We start from the raw sequence: 16898 nt of genomic DNA on the forward strand, positions 1-16898 counted from the left end.
CCTCATTTGGCCTCCTTAAATCGTTGCGATGGCAGATGCTCTTCTGCCGGTTCGTGATAAATTAGTCTACCCATCCTTTCAATAAGTTTTTAAGTGGTTCTTTGTTAAACATCAGTACTCGAAATTTCCCCTTTCGTTCTGACATGACCAGTCCTGCATCTTCCAATAGATTAAGATGTTTCGTGATCGCCTGTCGCGAAATGGAAAGGTTGTGTTTCATAACGAGGCGTGCCGTAAGTTCATACAGCGTCAGCTCGTTGCGGTCGGAAAGCTCATCCAGGATAAGCCGCCGAGTCGAGTCGCCAAGTGCTTTGAATATAGTGTCTTTGTCCCAAGTCATAGATTGATTATATGCAACTTATTTGTTGCTCGTCAAGTATAAGCAACTATTTGGTTGCTGGATAGAAGGTACTTGAGGTTTCCGCTATAAAAAGAAGAATCCCCTTCTAAAGTTTAGAAAGTGATTGGGGATAAAGAAAACACCAGAAACTTATCGTTCTGGTGTTTCCTCATTTTAGCGTCTTGTTACATTAAACCACCTATAGTTCAAGAATAAATCTATAAAGATTAACTGATTTTCTCCGCCAACTCTAAAATAATCCCTTCCGGACCACGAACGTAGCATAACTTATAACTTTCTTCGTACTGTTGTATCTCACTAAAGATTTCCGTGCCCTTCTTTTTCAAATTGGCCACAATCGTTTCAATATCTTCAACAGCCAAGCAAATATGTCGGATACCCAGCGTATTGGCAAAAGGTTGCTGAATCCCTTTTTCATCTGACGGCGTATAAAATTTGACCAGCTCTATCCATGCCTGACCATCTGGCATCCCCAATCCTACACATGCCGTTTTCACATCTTTAAGCCCAACGATTCTGTCCAACTGCTCTCCATCCATTTCCCATTCCGCTTTCACTTCAAGTCCTAAATCAACAAAAAACGCTTTAGCCTCTGAAAGATCATGTACGTTAATACTCACATGATCGATTCTATTGATCTTCATTTCCCATGCCTCCTATGTTTCTGTGGAACCACAGGGACAGGTCCCTCGGCTCCTTTGAGATACCATGGTACCTGTCCCCATGGTGTCTCCCATGGTGTCTTAACTCAACCTATCTAACAATTGTTCCGTTGAAAGGATGGTGGCAAATTCATCATTCAAGGTAGCCAAAGACACGTTATGTATCGTTTCCGGATCATAATAGTGGCCATTTTGATCTTCCATTCCAAATGCCGCTGTGGCATCGGATATTAGGTATGTATTAAAGCCTAAATTCCCGCTCATTCTCGTCGTTGTTGAGACGCAATGAGGAGTGGTTAATCCTGTTATTATCACCGTTTTAATATGATTTTCATTTAAAGTTTCTTCTAAATTGGTGCCAATAAAACTACTATTCACTTTCTTGGTAATAACCACTTCTTCTTCAAGAGGACGAACCATTTCCTTAATGGTGAAACCTTTATTGCCGGGATAAAATACAGAATCCGGATGATCTGACTTGTGTTGAATATGTATGACTTGCCCTCCTTTCTCTCTCCAAACCTTAAGTATTTTACTAATATTCTCTTCAGCATTTACATTATTTCGTTCTCCCCATTTTGGGTCATCAAATGCTTCCTGAACATCCACTATTATCAATGCACTGTTTTGATCCATGATACTTCCTCCTCAATAATTTTTATATTTATTATAAGAATTCAACAAAAAGAGAGTTATACCTTCAATTTACGCACCCCATACAAGGGAGAGCCCACGTTAATATGCTACCGTTCCCTCTTTTCAACAAATAGCAAAATTAACGTCGCCAAAGGACCCAATACGAGTGAAAGCAGAAACCAGTTTAATCCCTTCCTGTTTTTCCCTTGTGCAAGTCCGGCATTTATCAAAGCCAGTGTGCCCCAACCTACAAAATATTGATTATCCATCATCTGTCCTCCATATGTTCTTTAAATCAATACCAATTATTTCAAATTCATTATCCTACTCAAATCAAATTATCACAATAAAAAAGCTTACCTTCTTCTCGAGTAAGCCGTCTTTATTGGATAAATATAAGTTCAGACATGTAGTATTAATTGAATAAACTAATTTACTGCGAATACAGCTCCAGTATTTTTTTCATGGGTAGTTTATTGGTATCACTCAAATCGACAAAATAGGGTAACTGCCATGTTTGAGTTTTGATCGCTTGTTTGCTGGTTGGGGTATCCCAACTTGGGTACACTCTAATGGCCATTTTCCCTTTCGCAGCACTCGTCTTAAGAATATCTTGTTTGGCAAGAATGTCTTTCGGGAAAACAAATTGCCCCCATTCTTCATTACTCAAAAAGGTATTGATGACCAACAAATCAGGTGCCTTTTCATATGTATATGGTTGATTGTTATCATGTTCATCTTTTTCCCAAAATGCAACAAACTGCCCTACCTTATTAGGTGTTCTTTTTGCGACTCTAAATCGAACTGAACAAGAAGGTAATTGAAATGTACCCGCTCCGTAATTTGAATTTTGTTTTTCTTCTTGAATCGATGTTAAGGTTAATTGATTAGGTTCATAGACTAATTTGTTTACATGAGTTAACGCTTTATTCAAATTGTTCACATCTTCACTCCTATTCTTTTAATGATTTCAACTATAATCATCATACTTCAATCAAGTTTTCACAATAAAAAAGCGCTTACCTTCTTCTCGGGTAAGCCCTCTTAAATGGCATAAAGAATGTGTTATTTTTTAACTTTTGGCAAGAAGTATGAGCTACCGCCCATCATGAATCCTCCAATTATTGCAAGTGATGTGCCAACTACAACCCAATGAGTAGATAATAAAGTAGATAAACAGACTCCTAACATAAATATAAATAAGCCGGCCAACAAAAAGATGGTCACTTTTTTCATTTAATTCTCTCCCCAATTCTCACAGACTGCGATCATCATCAATAGCAGTCGTTTTTTGATTTTCTCTCCCCCATTTCCGAGCGATCCAATACTCTTTCAATAAATGCTGCTTTCCCTTCCGAATACGCTTCCCGGTCATCGGGAAATTGATGAGCCAGATGCTTTTTCAGCTCGGCGTATTCTTCTCTTACTAAAGGATTTACGTTCAAACGATCGCGGAATGACCGCTGTTGTGCCCACCTTGGTTCTCCTGTCAGCATGAGGTGTAGATGTGCGACACGTTTCTCGTTTTCCACTTTTATAAAAAACCTTCTCCACGGCCGGTTGTCCAGTTCTGCTGGCACATAATGCCATTGATCCTCTCCTAGCCTACCGGCAATCTTTTCAAGATCATCAAAGGATGGGACCATCGCCATTACGTCAATAATCGGTTTGGCAGGAAGGTCGCGGATCGCGGTACTTCCAACATGCTCTACTTCCTTTACACCGAAAGGACTCAAAGAGTGTAAGAGCTCCTTCGCTTCAGCCCTTCCCACCTCGATCCAGTCCGGGTTTGGAGGTTCAATCTCGATAGCTTCCACAGCCCATTTTGGCCACTTATGATTTTTCATCCGTCAGAGTCACACCCTTCTCCAGTTCAATTTCATCCCTAATTGGAATCCCGTCATTCCCGACCAAGGGGATCTCAGGCTTTACCTTTCTCGCCTTCTCCACCGCGAACCGGTGAACAGTTGAAATCATGAAACCCCTCTTTTGGTAAAATTTCATTGCGGGTAAATTGTCGTTGGTTGTAATCAGTATGATGCGTTTGCATCGGTTCTCGGCGGCCACCTTTTCTACTTCTTTCATCAGGGCGGTACCGATTCCCTTCTTTTCTTCCAAACTATCAAGGGAAATAATCTCGCATTCTCCGTCTTTGACCACATATGTAATCAAACCTGTGATTACGGCTTCTTCATTCAGGTAGGCAAAGCCGTCTAACGCAGCACAGTCATAGATCCCACTGGAAATGACCATCTTCGGACTGCCCCAATGCCGATGGAAGAATTCAACCAGGTTCTCTTTCGGCATCTCTTTAAGTGATACGATGCTCATTCGTCCTCTCCCCCTTATCCGTTTCGTGAGCTACTCTACTGGAAGATACCATAGATTTAATTGTAAAAAAAGGAAAATACAAGAAACCATATGGTAAAATGGAATAAAATTCACCATGTCTTTGAAACTTCAAAAATACATGTAATTACGTTAATTCCGCTCAGCGAGATAGTGGAAATAGTGGAGGATTGCAAAAAGAGATGGAGAAAAAAGGGGAAAAATGGATCGAGAAACAGGACGAGAATCCTAAGGGGGATCACAAACATGGAACTGACCATTAGAAGAAGGACCGAAGAAGATATCAAAGAATTTATTACGTGGACGTATGATGGAATCTATTCGTTTTATGATAACAATAGTCAGGCGGAAAAAATCGAAGGATTGAAAAAAAGTGTTCATCTGGAAAGAGCCTTTTCAGTCGTTGATGAAAAAGAGAATCTGATCGGAAATTGTGAGTTTTATCATGTAGAAGAAGAGGGGAAAGACATCCTGGTCCTCGGGGTTCAAATGAAGCCTTCCATGACAGGAAAGGGATATGGTTCGACCTTCGTGAAGGCCATCATCGATCAAGGACGGGAACGGTTGAAGTTCACTCATTTGGAATTGGCCGTTGCAGATTTTAATGAACGGGCCATTCGAACGTATGAGAAAGAAGGATTCAGGAAAAGAGGGGAATTTGAAAATGAAATAAGTGGTCAGGTGTATCAGTTTGTAATTATGTCGAAGGATTGGGAGTAGTTTTTTAAAAAAGGGGGTCAGCCTATAGGGTTGGGCCCTTTCGCTTTGTTGTAAGGAGCACAGGGACGGTTCTCTTGCTTCTTATCATTTAAAAGGAAGCACCAGAACCGTCCCCATGCTTTCCCATGCTTCCCGGGACAAGGAACCTGTCCCCACTGTCTCATTTTATGATATGATAATTAAATTGTTTGCCCAAACGAATACTGATGATATATCCATCTTAGAAAAGAGGTACTTATGCAAGAGACTGTCTTAACCAAACAGCATTGGTTTCTTATCTTCACACTTAGTTTACTAACGTTTGTTCTCGGGACAAGCGAATTTGTCATCGTTGGGATCTTAACGGAGATTTCCTCGAGCCTAGATATAACCAACGCGAAGGCAGGTACGCTTGTGTCGGCGTTCGCGATTACCTTTGCCATCGCCACCCCGATCGTCATGTCCGCAACAAGCCATTTTCCTAAGCGCAAATGGATGTTGTTTTTGATTGGGGCGTTTATCCTTCTGAATGCCTTGTGTGTGATTTCGACCAGTTACATTATGCTCCTTGTCCTGCGAATGCTGACAGCCATCGTCACAGGCGTTTCGATTTCCCTTGCCATGACGATCGCGAGCGAAGCGATTCCTGTGACTAAACGGGGAGTGGCCATTTCCTTCGTTTTCGGTGGGTTCACTCTGGCAAACGTGATCGGAGTTCCCATCGGTACCGTCATCGCGGAGTGGTACGACTGGCATGCCACGTTCCTGTTGACGACGATTCTTGGTGTGGTTGCCTTTTTGGCATCGTTCATGAATTTGCCCAGTAAGCTCAGCCAATACCGCAGTTCCATGCGTGATCAATTTTCTTTATTGACCCACCCGCGGATCTTGATGGCTTTCTTCATCCCGGCTCTGGGATTTGGTGCAACCTATGCGGTATTTACGTATCTTGTCCCGATTCTGGACATGATGGGAGCACCGGGCAGCTCCATCAGCTTGATCCTGTTCGCCTACGGATTCATCTCGATCTTCAGTAACATACTGGCCGGAAAGATTGCCAGTCATAATGCCATCGGACGCCTCCGATTCGTTTTCCTTATCCAGGCCTTTGTCCTGATGGGATTGTACTTTACGACCGGCCATTTTATCATCGGCTTGATCAACATTGGATTGATGTCCTTGATGGCGATCCTGCTAACGACCTCCACCCAGCTTTACTTGATTGACCTTGCCGGTGTGTATCAACCGAAAGCGACAGGACTCGCCGCTTCCTTGATGCCCGTTGCAAGCAATGTCGGCATCGCCATGGGATCGGCACTCGGAGGCCTTGTCTACCATCAAGGGCCCTTGATGAATGTGTCACTTGTCGGTGGAGTGGTTGCCCTTTGTGCGAGCCTGTTGACATTCTTGAGCCATCGATTGGACCGGAAGCATGAGACATCAGCATAAATATAACAACGTGGCCGGACCCTCTACTTGTAGAGGGTCCGGCCATAAACTTCTCCTAAACGTCTTGTCATGAATCAATAAAAACATCCGTGATCTTATCACAAATATCATGATGAATGGTCCCGTCAAAATTCAATAAAACCACCACTCCCAGATTGAGCTCAGGAACCATGGTCATCAGGGATCTTACACCTAACTGACCTCCCCCATGTTCGACGATTTTATATCCCCGATATGTGTCCGTGAACCAGGCAAGTCCATAGCTCCTGACATCACATCCAGGCGCCCTCCACTCTTCACTTACAAGATGAATGGGCTTTTGCATCTCTTCAATTAATTCTGATTGTAAAACAGTCGATTCTTTATTCAAATGGAATGATAGATACTTGCCTAAATCATTGGCGGTTGAATACAAATACCCGATCGGCGCCGAGATAGGGTTGATGGGAAAAGGCGTTTCGATTTTATCCTCGCCTACATAATATCTGGCACTGTTCTGATCATCTTCCACCTCATATGAGTCACTCGTAGTCCGATTCATATCAAGGGGTGTGAGGATTTCATCGTGAAGAGATGCTTCCCACTTGCTGCCTGTTACCTTTTCAAAAAGATCGGCGAGAATCACATACGCATCTGTGCAATAATTCCAGCCCTCTCCTGGCGGGTATTCCAATTCTACTTTTTCGAACCATTTCGTGATATCTTCGCGATTTTTAATACTAGCAATCTCTTCTTCTGTCAGCTGATAATGATCCAAAGCTTCCTGAAATTCCGTCGGTGTATCAGAAAAAATTTCTCTTACATTGGGAGCAATCATATTGGCGATCCCTACTTCTGAAGGAAAACCTGCCGTGTGAGACAACACATGCCTGATTGTGATCGTGTCACTTTGTTCTTTATTCTTCGTTCGGAAGTATGGCAAATAGGTAACAACTGCATCGTCCAATGCAAGTAACTTCTTCTCTACAAGTTGCATAATGGAAAGGGCCATAAAGTTCTTGGATATACTTTGAATACTCATCCTAGTATCGCCGTCAATCGAGCGTTCTGCGTGTCCGATCCGGGCGTTTCCAAAACCTTTAGAATAGATCGTTTCTCCGTCTTTCACAATGGCAACGCTTACCCCGACTCCATGGTGTTCATGAAGCAGGTCGTTTATGTAGTCTGTTATTGGGTTACATTTTTCATTAAAGTATTTCATAAGAACCTCCATATAAGTATTTCTAAGTCCTGTAGTATCTCTTATTGGTTCAGACCCTAATAATCAAAGTTTATAAGGATCCTCTTTTTGTCCCTGTTGTTCTATTAAGACCTTTTTATATTCTTTTCTACGTTTCTCGACTCTCTTTACCTTCCTTAATGTAAACAAAGAAAATAGTGCGATAGCATAGTATCTCAATGTATCTACAGACTTATTCTGGTGAATAATTCTTTCCACCGGTTCTCCCCCTTTTCATATATTCTTTAAGTGAATTGCCGGCTTTTTGAAAAGTGGTTGCCGATAGTGATGACATTCAATCCGTTTTACTACTGAAATATGGACCACAATACCCCGTTTCGTGTGTTTGTATATAAGTCCAGTTGAAACTCTTATCTACTACGTAAATATCTTGTTCATTTATTAAGTCATCTATTTTAAGCATTGAGGCTCTTTCTAGAAGAAGAGCATAATCTGAATGTTGATAAAACACATAGCAATCTTGTTTTGATTGTTTAGTAAAAGCTGCTTCCGCCTTGTCTCTCTCCAGACACTCTTTTTTCTTATAACTGAACACGTGCCATAGATAGCCACAAGAACCACCAGTATCATGAAGGTAAATCGATTTCTTATCTTCATCACTTAAATGGGCCGCAAATTGATCTTCCCATTTTCTTTTTAAGTACGGACCCCATTTGGGCATTTCCATGATCTTTATGTTCCGAGCTTTAAGTCTATCGTAAAGGTCGTTCATCTTTTGCTCCTCCAATAGTAAATTCCCAATTAGATCCGGGAATCTTCTTCAAATATCCTACTCTACTCAATACCAATTATTTCAAACCACCTTCAATAATTCCACTCTTTTTATTCCCTGCTTTTCAAGTCCATAAAGAAAAGGATGATGGCTCTCCTTATAGGCGTAACGACTCACGCTTATCGGAACCGTAATGATCTCATGCTCCAGAAGGAATAGGAAGAAGGATTCAACCTTTGTAAAGTGTGATGATTTACAAAATATTAACTTGTTAGAAGGTTATTCCATCCTCTATCATTTCAGGTAGAGGCGAACTTACCTTAAATCTCCTATAAAAAATCACTTTACCATGAAACCCATCTTTTCTCTGTGTATTACATCGTTATGGTTGCGGGCTTACTATTAATATCCCATTCTCTCAGAATGAGATGTTGATATAAAAAAATACATACAGGAGGCATACCCATGCTAAAGAAATCGATGTTGTTTGTTGTTGCACTACTTCTCTCGTTCGCTTTATTCCTGCCGTCAGCCTTTGCATTCCCGCCCGGCACGCCTTCCAAGTCCACGGCCCAATCACAACTGAACTCACTGACTGTGAAGTCCGAAAGCTCCATGTCCGGCTACTCCCGGGACAAGTTTCCCCACTGGATCGGGCAAGGCAGCGGCTGCGACACCCGCCAGCTGGTGCTCCAGCGTGACGCTGACTATTACAGCGGCAACTGCCCTGTGACATCCGGCAAATGGTACAGCTATTACGATGGCGTCACATTCTACGATCCGTCCGACCTTGATATCGATCACGTCGTCCCACTTGCAGAAGCATGGCGTTCCGGTGCCAGCAGCTGGACGACCCAAAAGCGCGAAGACTTCGCCAACGACCTGAGCGGCCCGCAACTGATCGCGGTCAGCGCCAGCTCCAACCGCTCCAAAGGGGACCAGGATCCATCGACTTGGCAGCCACCGCGTTCCGGCGCAGACTGTGGGTATTCTAAGTGGTGGATCAGTACCAAGTACAAATGGGGATTAAGCCTTCAGTCATCAGAGAAGACCGCGCTCCAGGGCATGCTGAACAGCTGCGTTTACTGATTTGAATACCAGCAATGCCCGTACGGCCGGCTCGTACGGGCATTGTTCATACCAAACACTAGAATGGAGGAATACATATGGATAAGAAATCAACGATTTTTACCGCAACCCATGGTGTCATGACCTCTGAGGTCGGCGTGATCAGCGGCGAGCTTGAACTTGTCACCACCTGCGATGATGAAGGGGGCCTGACACTCGCCATCACGTATGTTGGTGCTGAGGAGTGGTATTCGCTTCCGGGTGAGGAGTATCGTCTGCATGATGTGCGTGATCATGAGGTTGTGCATGGGATGCTTGCCGCTGTACTGGAACGTCCTTAACGATAATGAGATCAACGTGTCGGGCAGACCCAGACACGTTGATTGAATAAAAATGCCAGACAAAAGGATCAGTCTGTCCGGCAACTTCATTACAATCGTATATGAGACTCATCAATAGCCTGACGGAAAGGGGGTCCATTACTTCTGCAAAATCATATCGACATGAGGGATGCCATCATCCAGATAGGTTTCCGTTATCGCCCTGAATCCAAATGCCCCATAGAACTCCCGCAAATATTCCTGAGCCTGAATCTTCACCGTTCTTTCCCCTAATTCATCATGTATGAAATCCAATCCCCTTTTTACTAATTCGCTTGCCAGTCCTTTCCCACGATAGTCATCCTTCACAAGAACTCTGCCAATGGACGCCTCTTTATACGAAACACCTGCCGGTAAAAGTCTTGCATAAGCAACCACCTTTCCGTTCTCTTCTTTATAAAGATGGTATGCGTGCAGATCCTTCCCATCCACTTCCAGGTAGGGACATTCCTGCTCCACCACAAAGACCTGGGTCCTCACTTGTAAAATCCCATACAACTCGTGAGTGGATAGTTCATTAAAGCTCTTTAATTTCCAGTTCATGATATTGGACACCTCTTATGTACTGTTTTATTGTGTGGGTTAGAGAAGCATGGGGACGGTTCTTGTGCTTCCGAAGCATGAGAACCGTCCCCATGCTTCCTTCAATAAAGCCATAACTAAATAAAGAATCGCAAACCGATCTTCAGTTATTGCCCCCACTTACATCAACCAGAAAGTTTGGATGGATACAAAAAAGATAAATAAACAAGTAACTGTGCCTAACCATCCATAACCCTTATTCCCCTTTTGAAACTCCCTTAGTCCCATTACTAACATCGTTAAACTCAAACACAACATCATATATGGTTGAAATTTAAAATCCCCAGTAATCAAGCCGTATCCTGCGACTGCAATAACTGTTATTGATAAAATAATGTGTAATATCTTTAACAATTTATCACCACCTTTTTCTTGTTATCACCTATTCCTGCTTGATTGTTCGTAGATCAACCTTCTACCTTGTACTCATAAATTGGGTTTATACATTTTAAGATAGAGACAACTGCATTATTATATCCAGACATTTTTTCTATTTCACGGTCGTCTGTAATTTCTTCGTTTTCAAATTGTATGGCAATTTTTTTTATAATATTTAGGTACTTGTTAATAAATTCACTTTCCTTCATTTCTTTAAGATCTGCCAGCATTTGATTGTAAGCCAGCAGTTTACCTTCATCATAATCTTTAAAGTCTGTTTTATCGAAAATAGTATTTGTAAAATGTATCTCTCTCTTAACAACATCAACTAAAGTAAATTCATTCAGCTTTTTATCATTCATCATAAATACCGCCTAGTTGTTTGAATTATTATTTTAAATTAATGATATTTTTCTTTGAATACAAGAAATCTAACCAACGTAATGGAGAATCAGCTGAGAAATTGCTATGCAAAGCCCTGAATAGCCCTCCTTTTTCATATGAAATCATACCTGCCCATTAATTCACTAAAAAAAGCCCAAGAACGGCAGCCTGATTTACCCGACAAAACTTTATCAACAGAAAATGAATAGCTCTTTTACGCCCAATGATCCTCGCTTTCTCTCATTCTCTCCATATCATCCGTTCCGATCTCTTGATAAGCTCTGTACGCTAACACTAAGAAAAACGCCGTTACTCCAAAACTGATTACGATCGCAGTTAAAATCAAAGCCTGAGGGAGAGGATCTATATATCCTTTAGCAGAGTGCTCACCTAGTAAAGGAGGTGCTTCTTCTCCCTTTGGTAATCCTCCCATTGTTATTAGCAAAAGGTGAACCCCATGACTGAGAAGCCCTGTACCGATAATGATTCTAAGCAGACTTTTAGAAAGTATTAAATAAACCGCACACATCATAATAATACCGATTACGATGGACATTAATATTTCCAATCAAAATCACCCTGACCTTATCTTATCCTGCACTCTACTTGAACACACTAGAGGAAGCTCCTCGTTCAGTAAAGCACACATTAGTTTATTAAGAGTTTGACTATTACTCTCGTTTGTCTCTTATTTTAAATATCTTAAACAATCCTGCCCTTTTAACTTAATACCAATTATTTCAAATTCACTCAGCATACTCAAGAGAAATATTCATCATAAAAGAGCTTACCCTGTTCTGGATAAGCCCCCGACAATAGAAGAAAATCTGAATTACTTAACGAGTATCAATAATATCTGCCTTGCTTCTTCATGCTTACTATATTCATCATATAAGTCTTTATAGACATGTATGTTTTGCTCCAGAAACTGATATTGCGGAAATAAATCAAAGAACGACTTTCGTAAAAGATCAATTTGACCTTTGGGAATCTCCTTTGTCTTACCTGCTAAAACATAGCTTAGGGTTCCAGCAATATTCATGCTGTAACTGTTAAAATCGCCTGTCAAACTATTTTCATTATCTGCTAGACTTATAAATTCTCTTTGAAAGTCTTCTTGAATCTTTTGGATGTCCTTATATGGAAAAGGCATTTCTAATTCGACTTTCATTTCAGTAAGGATATTTATCATATTATTCATATTTCACCTATTGAGTATGTCTGTATATAATTTAATACGCTTTCTTCGTCTACTGGTCTGACACTTTTTAATTTAATATCTTCTCCCAAAGCACCCCATCTTCCTGAGAAAATAGCATCCCAAAGATACCTAGAGTTCTATAGGTGACTTGTTCATCACTTTCATATTCATACTCTACTTCATAAGAGGAAAATACCGCTATATTTTTAAAGTGTGAAGAGCTAAACCTAATTTCCCGATTATCTTTCATACACTTTAAACCCCAATCATCTTTCTGACATACAATTTCATTTTCATTCAATGTCCATTGTTCAATTTCTTTTTTAGTTGGAGATGTATACACCATAATAGTTATTAGAAGTATGATCACACTAAATCCAATATATAAAACCTTTTTTTTCGTTATCAATTTTACAACCACCTGCTGATATATTTACTTGTGTGACCTTTTTAGAAAATCCTTATTGTTCAAAAAAGAAGCACGGGAGAAGCATGGGGACGGTTCTTGTGCTTCCGAAGCAAGAGAACCGTCCCCGTGCTTCCCTTAGACACCCCTTCAATTCTTGAATACTTGAATGAAAGGTCAGAAAATTGTTATTTATCGTAAATACGCCAAAAACATATGAAGGGAACATGATAAAATGAAATGGAGATATTTAACCATCGACGAAGTGACTTCTATGCACGACCTATCAGGATAATACGTAATAATCTTAAAGGTTAACACGAAAAAGTTCGTACCCTTAGGAGGAAAAACATATGTCGAAAAATCATTTAGAGGATTCCAAGTCCTCAGGAACGTCGGGAATGAAACTTCTGCTAACTTCCGCTGGCGTCAATAACTCGACGATCCACAACGCGCTGGTGGACATGCTCGACAAGCCGATCGCCGACTCCAACGCTCTCTGCATCCCCACTGCGATGTACGGACACCCCTGGGTCGGTCCTGGCGACAAAGCCTGGCTGTTTATCAGCGGGAATTCCGAGAATCCCATGGTCGACCTGGGCTGGAAGTCTGTCGGCGTTCTAGAGCTCACAGCGCTGCCAAGCATAGACGAAGACCGCTGGGTGCCCCTTGTCCGGGAGACGGACGTCCTGCTTGTGTCTGGAGGCGACGCCCTCTACCTGTATTACTGGATGCGGCAATCGGGGCTTGCAGACCTTTTGCCATCACTCGATGCAGTCTATGTGGGAATGAGCGCTGGAAGCATGGTGATGGCCCCGAAAATCGGCGAAGAATTCGTAGGCTGGCGCCCTCCCACAGGGGAAGATAAAACGCTGGGTCTGGTGGATTTTGCGTTGTTTCCTCACCTGGGTCACGAGATGTTACCGGACAATACCTTGGCCAATGCAGAAAAGTGGGCCGCAGGTGTCTCGGTGCCAGGGTACGCGATTGACGATGAGACGGCCATCAAAGTGACCGATGGGGCCGTTGAAGTTGTTTCCGAGGGGCAATGGAAGCTATTCACCCCTTAATACCGAGACGGTCAGCCCACTTGTTCGGTTCATTTGGGCAAGTTGCGGCAATGGAGTTTTAAAAAAGCCTGATTTCTCCACTAAATTAGGCTTTTTTACTTTGAGTTTTCATTAACGCTGAAAATCCGCATTCCTCTGAAGTTATCCGTTTTTCATTCTACAAACATCCCCTTTCGTTGAATAAAAGAATAAGCCAATATAATGGAGAATCAACTGATATAATGCCACAGAAAGTCCTAAAATACTGGCTTTCATTTTAAATGCTTACTAAAAAACAAGTAAATGAAAACTACTATAAATACTAAAGGAACCCACAACTCGAAGGTACCTTGATTTGTAACAAGAGTAAAGATTGAACCAATGTAGTGCTAATCAAAAATTAATAAAACGGTATAACGACGTGTTTCTAATAGCTTAGCATTAATAAAAAGGAAATAATGATTGCAATGATTGTTTTTTGGAAGAGAGGGGATAGAACAATAGAAAAGTCACTCAACTTGAATCCATTCTGAATAGCCCTCCTTATTTTTAAGAGTCATACCTTCCCCACTACATACCTTCAAAATTATATTGCTTTTTAAGCATACCTGGTTCTCCCTTAACTATCATCATTAGGATATATTGCATAATTAAAGGGAACATGACTAAAAATACAATAGAATTACTATTTCTGAGTTAATTTGACCATATGACATTCCAGGAAAAAGAGAGGATTTAAATTGCTAACGGAAATAAAGGATATGGAACATTTTAAAGAATTATCAGGTAGGTCTTATGACTTTAAAACGACAACTATTTCTGTTTCTAATCAAGATATTACTATTTCCTATTTCAATACATTAATTGATGAAAAAGTTCTTCAGCAACAAGTCATTCACGCAATACAAAACCGCACTTTGGATTCGGAACTAAAAAAAATAGAGGACCTGTTAACCTGGATTCCGGTTGACGATATAGAGATTACTGATCAGTTCCAGGATATACAATCAAAAGTACTAAAAGGTTACGCAGCCATCCATTTCAAAAATAACCAGATGGACAAATATGCTTTAGTTAACATGTCTACCAAAAAAGGGATGCGCGAAAATAATGATACGGAAAATGAATTTAGTGTGGTTGGTCCGAAGGTAGGGTTCGTAGAAGACATTAGTACTAACATACGTTTGCTGAGGGCTCAAATAAACATTCCGAACTTGGTTGTAAAGGACTTTACCATTGGTACAGTATCCAAAACCAAAGTCGCAATTATTTATATAGAAGGAGTAACAAATAAGCAATACATTGATACTGTTGAACAACGGCTGTGCGATATGGATTTTGATGTTGTTTTTGATTCATCTCAGCTGGAGCAAATTATTTCAGACAACTCTAAGTCTCCATTCCCAATATTCCTCTCAACCGAACGGAGAGATCGCGTAGTATATGCACTGATCAGTGGACAGGTAGCCATAGCATGTGAGGGTTCTCCCTATTTTGTTACTGGACCTTCAAGCATTTTTGATTCTTTCATCTCACCGGAGGACTATTATTTACCTTGGGTTTTAGGATCTTTTTTTCGAATCATTCGTATTCTCGGAGTGCTTTTCTCTTTATTTGCATCATCAATGTATTTAGTTTTAACTACATATCATTACGAAGTCATTCCAATGGATTTGCTTGGTCCCCTTATCTTTTCAAGGCAGGACGTTCCTTTTCCTCCTGTAATTGAAGTTTTATTTTTAGAGGTAACAATCGAGTTCCTCCGAGAAGCAGGTGCGAGATTACCTACTAAAATCAGCCAAACATTGGGTATTGTAGGGGGCGTTATACTAGGTCAAGCAGCGGTTGAAGCAGGGTTAACAAGTAACATCCTAATTATTATTACTGCTCTATCTGCGTTAGCTTCATTTACGACACCCTTATTTAAGATGTCTAACACCATTCGTTATCTACGCTTTCCAATTATTATCCTTTCCTCGCTATGGGGAGGAATTGGGATGTTTATTGGCATAACCTTCATTCTCATCCATTTAACTCAATTAAAATCATTGGGTGCTCCCTACACCGTTCCTTTATTTCCACTAAGAGTGAATGATTTTGGGGATAGTATTATACGTTCTTCTTATAAAAATCTCAATAAAAGACCCGGGTATTTAAGACCTATGTCTATATTACGTTATGTTATTCGTACAGATAAATTTAAAAAAGACTTTACTAATGAATAGAAGGAGTAAGCCACTATGGCTAAGACTACATTTATTATCCTGATGATCGTTTTGAGCACATGTTTACCAGGTTGTATTCCCAAGCAGAAAGTGGTTGATGATATTGAACTCCCCCAAATCCTTAGTATTGATATGGATGGAAAAAGCTATAAGGGAGCGGTTCTTATTCCTCGCTATAAGGCAATGGGGGATACAGAATTCAAACTGATAGATACTGTTTCCAGTTCTAATTATGATCTCATTCCAAGAATAAATCGCAAGTCAAAACATCAAGTTGAAATAGGTCAATTGGGAATGGTGTTATTAGGAAATGACTATTCAGAAAAGGGAATTGGAGATCAATTACAAAGTTTGACCCGGGATCCAAAAATCCCTTCAATGCTTCAACTCGGAGTAGCAGAGGGTAATGCCGCAGAATTATTGGATATAATACAAAAATCAGGAGAGCCCTTTTTTTTATCCTACATGGTCGAACAAAATATTAAAAACGGTAATCTACCTATGATGAATCTACATGAATCATTATTCAATTATTATGGAGAAGGACGTGATATGTTCCTTCCATTTTTCAAGAAGGATCAGGGAGAAGTGAAGATTGATGGATTAGCTTTATTCAAAAAAGATAAAAAGATCATTAATATTAACAATGAAGAAGCTTTCTTACTAAATTTACTTCTTAAAAACGCTAAAATTGGGAGTTATATGGTTCCAGGTACAGAAGAATCATTAAATGAAGGCCCTGAGAAGCAAATATTAATTCATATTAACAAATCAAAAGTATCTATGAATGTAAAGATAGAAGAATTGCCCCCCTCCGTTTCCATCCATTTAGAAATAAATGTAAAAGTGGAGGAGATCCCAAATATAGGCGTATTAAAGTCAAAGGATAAGGTAACAAAACTCGAAGAAAAAATGGGAGATCATTTTGAAAAAGAAATTCAAAAATTACTATCTTTTTTCCAGGAAAATAATGTGGATCCTGTCGGTATGGGGGACTTAGTTAGACATAAATCTAAAAATTTGAACTCTAAAGAACTAAATGAATTGTATCCAGAAATAAATACACATGTAAGTGTGAACGTCACGATAAATCAATCAGGAACTACAGAATAAATCA

Annotated in this window: 24 protein-coding genes; 7 read left to right on the forward strand and 17 right to left on the reverse strand. The window is 40.5% G+C overall.

Translation table 11 applies throughout. The annotated features are described in order from the left end of the window. Positions 1-61: 61 nt before the first annotated feature. The 8 genes from ACXAF2_RS15870 to ACXAF2_RS15905 all read right to left on the reverse strand — a co-directional run bounded on the left by ACXAF2_RS15870 (position 62) and on the right by ACXAF2_RS15905 (position 3990). Positions 62-340, reverse strand: coding sequence for an ArsR/SmtB family transcription factor (locus ACXAF2_RS15870; protein ID WP_475140065.1), 279 nt, complete (start codon positions 338-340; stop codon positions 62-64). Positions 341-567: 227 nt separating this feature from the next. Further along, positions 568-1005: a VOC family protein gene (locus tag ACXAF2_RS15875; RefSeq protein ID WP_475140066.1), complete on the reverse strand. Its 438-nt coding sequence runs from the start codon at positions 1003-1005 to the stop codon at positions 568-570. A 99-nt stretch (positions 1006-1104) separates the two neighbouring features. Then, the gene (locus tag ACXAF2_RS15880) at positions 1105-1659 is read right to left on the reverse strand and encodes a cysteine hydrolase family protein (protein ID WP_475140068.1); all 555 of its coding nucleotides are present in this window, start codon (positions 1657-1659) and stop codon (positions 1105-1107) included. A gap of 107 nt (positions 1660-1766) precedes the next feature. Continuing rightward, the gene (locus tag ACXAF2_RS15885) at positions 1767-1928 is read right to left on the reverse strand and encodes a hypothetical protein (protein ID WP_187443216.1); all 162 of its coding nucleotides are present in this window, start codon (positions 1926-1928) and stop codon (positions 1767-1769) included. Between the two features lie 164 nt (positions 1929-2092). Further along, a complete protein-coding gene (locus ACXAF2_RS15890; RefSeq protein ID WP_475140069.1) occupies positions 2093-2602 on the reverse strand; it encodes a MepB family protein in 510 nt (169 codons plus the stop codon). 122 nt (positions 2603-2724) lie between these two features. Beyond that, positions 2725-2895 (reverse strand): hypothetical protein, encoded by a 171-nt coding sequence (locus ACXAF2_RS15895; RefSeq protein WP_475140070.1) that lies wholly within the window; start codon positions 2893-2895, stop codon positions 2725-2727. A gap of 38 nt (positions 2896-2933) precedes the next feature. Next, positions 2934-3506: a GrpB family protein gene (locus tag ACXAF2_RS15900; protein ID WP_475140072.1), complete on the reverse strand. Its 573-nt coding sequence runs from the start codon at positions 3504-3506 to the stop codon at positions 2934-2936. Continuing rightward, on the reverse strand, positions 3493-3990 hold the full coding sequence (locus ACXAF2_RS15905) for a GNAT family N-acetyltransferase (protein WP_475140073.1): 498 nt from the start codon (positions 3988-3990) through the stop codon (positions 3493-3495). Before ACXAF2_RS15905 ends, ACXAF2_RS15900 begins: the two co-directional genes overlap by 14 nt. Positions 3991-4254: 264 nt before the next feature. Between ACXAF2_RS15905 and ACXAF2_RS15910 the strand changes: the two genes are divergently transcribed. Continuing rightward, positions 4255-4728 carry a GNAT family N-acetyltransferase gene (locus ACXAF2_RS15910; RefSeq protein ID WP_475140075.1) on the forward strand — a complete coding sequence of 158 codons (474 nt, stop codon included), beginning with the start codon at positions 4255-4257 and terminating at the stop codon, positions 4726-4728. A gap of 237 nt (positions 4729-4965) precedes the next feature. Further along, the gene (locus tag ACXAF2_RS15915; protein ID WP_475140076.1) at positions 4966-6156 is read left to right on the forward strand and encodes an MFS transporter; all 1191 of its coding nucleotides are present in this window, start codon (positions 4966-4968) and stop codon (positions 6154-6156) included. A 67-nt stretch (positions 6157-6223) separates the two neighbouring features. Here the strand turns inward: ACXAF2_RS15915 and ACXAF2_RS15920 are convergent, their stop codons facing one another. The 3 genes from ACXAF2_RS15920 to ACXAF2_RS15930 all read right to left on the reverse strand — a co-directional run bounded on the left by ACXAF2_RS15920 (position 6224) and on the right by ACXAF2_RS15930 (position 8108). Continuing rightward, positions 6224-7357 (reverse strand): serine hydrolase domain-containing protein, encoded by a 1134-nt coding sequence (locus tag ACXAF2_RS15920; protein WP_475140077.1) that lies wholly within the window; start codon positions 7355-7357, stop codon positions 6224-6226. 63 nt (positions 7358-7420) lie between these two features. Next, a complete protein-coding gene (locus tag ACXAF2_RS15925) occupies positions 7421-7594 on the reverse strand; it encodes a hypothetical protein (RefSeq protein ID WP_475140079.1) in 174 nt (57 codons plus the stop codon). 76 nt (positions 7595-7670) lie between these two features. Further along, entirely contained in the window at positions 7671-8108 is a 438-nt protein-coding gene (locus tag ACXAF2_RS15930) for a DUF4275 family protein (RefSeq protein WP_475140080.1), read from the reverse strand. A 465-nt stretch (positions 8109-8573) separates the two neighbouring features. Between ACXAF2_RS15930 and ACXAF2_RS15935 the strand changes: the two genes are divergently transcribed. Then, a complete protein-coding gene (locus ACXAF2_RS15935; RefSeq protein ID WP_475140081.1) occupies positions 8574-9197 on the forward strand; it encodes an HNH endonuclease family protein in 624 nt (207 codons plus the stop codon). Positions 9198-9274: 77 nt separating this feature from the next. After that, entirely contained in the window at positions 9275-9517 is a 243-nt protein-coding gene (locus tag ACXAF2_RS15940; protein WP_475140083.1) for a hypothetical protein, read from the forward strand. Between the two features lie 138 nt (positions 9518-9655). Here ACXAF2_RS15940 and ACXAF2_RS15945 read toward each other — a convergent pair whose 3' ends face one another. From ACXAF2_RS15945 to ACXAF2_RS15970, 6 genes are all read right to left on the reverse strand, one after another. Next, a complete protein-coding gene (locus ACXAF2_RS15945; RefSeq protein ID WP_475140084.1) occupies positions 9656-10099 on the reverse strand; it encodes a GNAT family N-acetyltransferase in 444 nt (147 codons plus the stop codon). Between the two features lie 159 nt (positions 10100-10258). Next, entirely contained in the window at positions 10259-10492 is a 234-nt protein-coding gene (locus ACXAF2_RS15950) for a DUF3953 domain-containing protein (protein WP_475140085.1), read from the reverse strand. Positions 10493-10545: 53 nt separating this feature from the next. After that, the gene (locus tag ACXAF2_RS15955; RefSeq protein WP_475140087.1) at positions 10546-10878 is read right to left on the reverse strand and encodes a hypothetical protein; all 333 of its coding nucleotides are present in this window, start codon (positions 10876-10878) and stop codon (positions 10546-10548) included. Between the two features lie 236 nt (positions 10879-11114). Next, positions 11115-11468, reverse strand: a complete 354-nt coding sequence (locus tag ACXAF2_RS15960; protein ID WP_475140088.1) for a Na(+)/H(+) antiporter subunit C — start codon at positions 11466-11468, stop codon at positions 11115-11117. Between the two features lie 264 nt (positions 11469-11732). Further along, positions 11733-12092, reverse strand: coding sequence for a YxiJ family protein (locus ACXAF2_RS15965; RefSeq protein WP_475140089.1), 360 nt, complete (start codon positions 12090-12092; stop codon positions 11733-11735). A gap of 76 nt (positions 12093-12168) precedes the next feature. Continuing rightward, on the reverse strand, positions 12169-12510 hold the full coding sequence (locus ACXAF2_RS15970; protein WP_475140090.1) for a hypothetical protein: 342 nt from the start codon (positions 12508-12510) through the stop codon (positions 12169-12171). A gap of 398 nt (positions 12511-12908) precedes the next feature. Here ACXAF2_RS15970 and ACXAF2_RS15975 point away from each other — a divergent pair, with 398 nt between their 5' ends. The 3 genes from ACXAF2_RS15975 (at position 12909) to ACXAF2_RS15985 (ending at position 16894) form a co-directional block, all read left to right on the forward strand. Next, positions 12909-13577, forward strand: coding sequence for a Type 1 glutamine amidotransferase-like domain-containing protein (locus ACXAF2_RS15975; protein WP_475140419.1), 669 nt, complete (start codon positions 12909-12911; stop codon positions 13575-13577). Positions 13578-14317: 740 nt separating this feature from the next. Then, a complete protein-coding gene (locus ACXAF2_RS15980) occupies positions 14318-15781 on the forward strand; it encodes a spore germination protein (protein ID WP_475140421.1) in 1464 nt (487 codons plus the stop codon). A gap of 15 nt (positions 15782-15796) precedes the next feature. After that, positions 15797-16894: a Ger(x)C family spore germination protein gene (locus tag ACXAF2_RS15985; protein ID WP_475140092.1), complete on the forward strand. Its 1098-nt coding sequence runs from the start codon at positions 15797-15799 to the stop codon at positions 16892-16894. Positions 16895-16898: the final 4 nt, after the last annotated feature.

The sequence above is a fragment of the Rossellomorea sp. ABR4_004 genome (genome assembly GCF_056159585.1).

Bases quoted from the DNA above. Each gene is read 5' to 3' on its own strand.
- ACXAF2_RS15940 (WP_475140083.1), top strand. From the start codon at position 9,275: ATGGATAAGAAATCAACGATTTTTACCGCAACCCATGGTGTCATGACC.
- ACXAF2_RS15965 (WP_475140089.1), bottom strand. From the start codon at position 12,092: ATGATAAATATCCTTACTGAAATGAAAGTCGAATTAGAAATGCCTTTT.
- ACXAF2_RS15880 (WP_475140068.1), bottom strand. From the start codon at position 1,659: ATGGATCAAAACAGTGCATTGATAATAGTGGATGTTCAGGAAGCATTT.
- ACXAF2_RS15920 (WP_475140077.1), bottom strand. From the start codon at position 7,357: ATGAAATACTTTAATGAAAAATGTAACCCAATAACAGACTACATAAAC.
- ACXAF2_RS15910 (WP_475140075.1), top strand. From the start codon at position 4,255: ATGGAACTGACCATTAGAAGAAGGACCGAAGAAGATATCAAAGAATTT.
- ACXAF2_RS15885 (WP_187443216.1), bottom strand. From the start codon at position 1,928: ATGGATAATCAATATTTTGTAGGTTGGGGCACACTGGCTTTGATAAAT.
- ACXAF2_RS15955 (WP_475140087.1), bottom strand. From the start codon at position 10,878: ATGAATGATAAAAAGCTGAATGAATTTACTTTAGTTGATGTTGTTAAG.
- ACXAF2_RS15895 (WP_475140070.1), bottom strand. From the start codon at position 2,895: ATGAAAAAAGTGACCATCTTTTTGTTGGCCGGCTTATTTATATTTATG.
- ACXAF2_RS15915 (WP_475140076.1), top strand. From the start codon at position 4,966: ATGCAAGAGACTGTCTTAACCAAACAGCATTGGTTTCTTATCTTCACA.
- ACXAF2_RS15935 (WP_475140081.1), top strand. From the start codon at position 8,574: ATGCTAAAGAAATCGATGTTGTTTGTTGTTGCACTACTTCTCTCGTTC.
- ACXAF2_RS15870 (WP_475140065.1), bottom strand. From the start codon at position 340: ATGACTTGGGACAAAGACACTATATTCAAAGCACTTGGCGACTCGACT.
- ACXAF2_RS15875 (WP_475140066.1), bottom strand. From the start codon at position 1,005: ATGAAGATCAATAGAATCGATCATGTGAGTATTAACGTACATGATCTT.
- ACXAF2_RS15985 (WP_475140092.1), top strand. From the start codon at position 15,797: ATGGCTAAGACTACATTTATTATCCTGATGATCGTTTTGAGCACATGT.
- ACXAF2_RS15980 (WP_475140421.1), top strand. From the start codon at position 14,318: ATGGAACATTTTAAAGAATTATCAGGTAGGTCTTATGACTTTAAAACG.
- ACXAF2_RS15945 (WP_475140084.1), bottom strand. From the start codon at position 10,099: ATGAACTGGAAATTAAAGAGCTTTAATGAACTATCCACTCACGAGTTG.
- ACXAF2_RS15900 (WP_475140072.1), bottom strand. From the start codon at position 3,506: ATGAAAAATCATAAGTGGCCAAAATGGGCTGTGGAAGCTATCGAGATT.
- ACXAF2_RS15975 (WP_475140419.1), top strand. From the start codon at position 12,909: ATGAAACTTCTGCTAACTTCCGCTGGCGTCAATAACTCGACGATCCAC.
- ACXAF2_RS15905 (WP_475140073.1), bottom strand. From the start codon at position 3,990: ATGAGCATCGTATCACTTAAAGAGATGCCGAAAGAGAACCTGGTTGAA.
- ACXAF2_RS15930 (WP_475140080.1), bottom strand. From the start codon at position 8,108: ATGAACGACCTTTACGATAGACTTAAAGCTCGGAACATAAAGATCATG.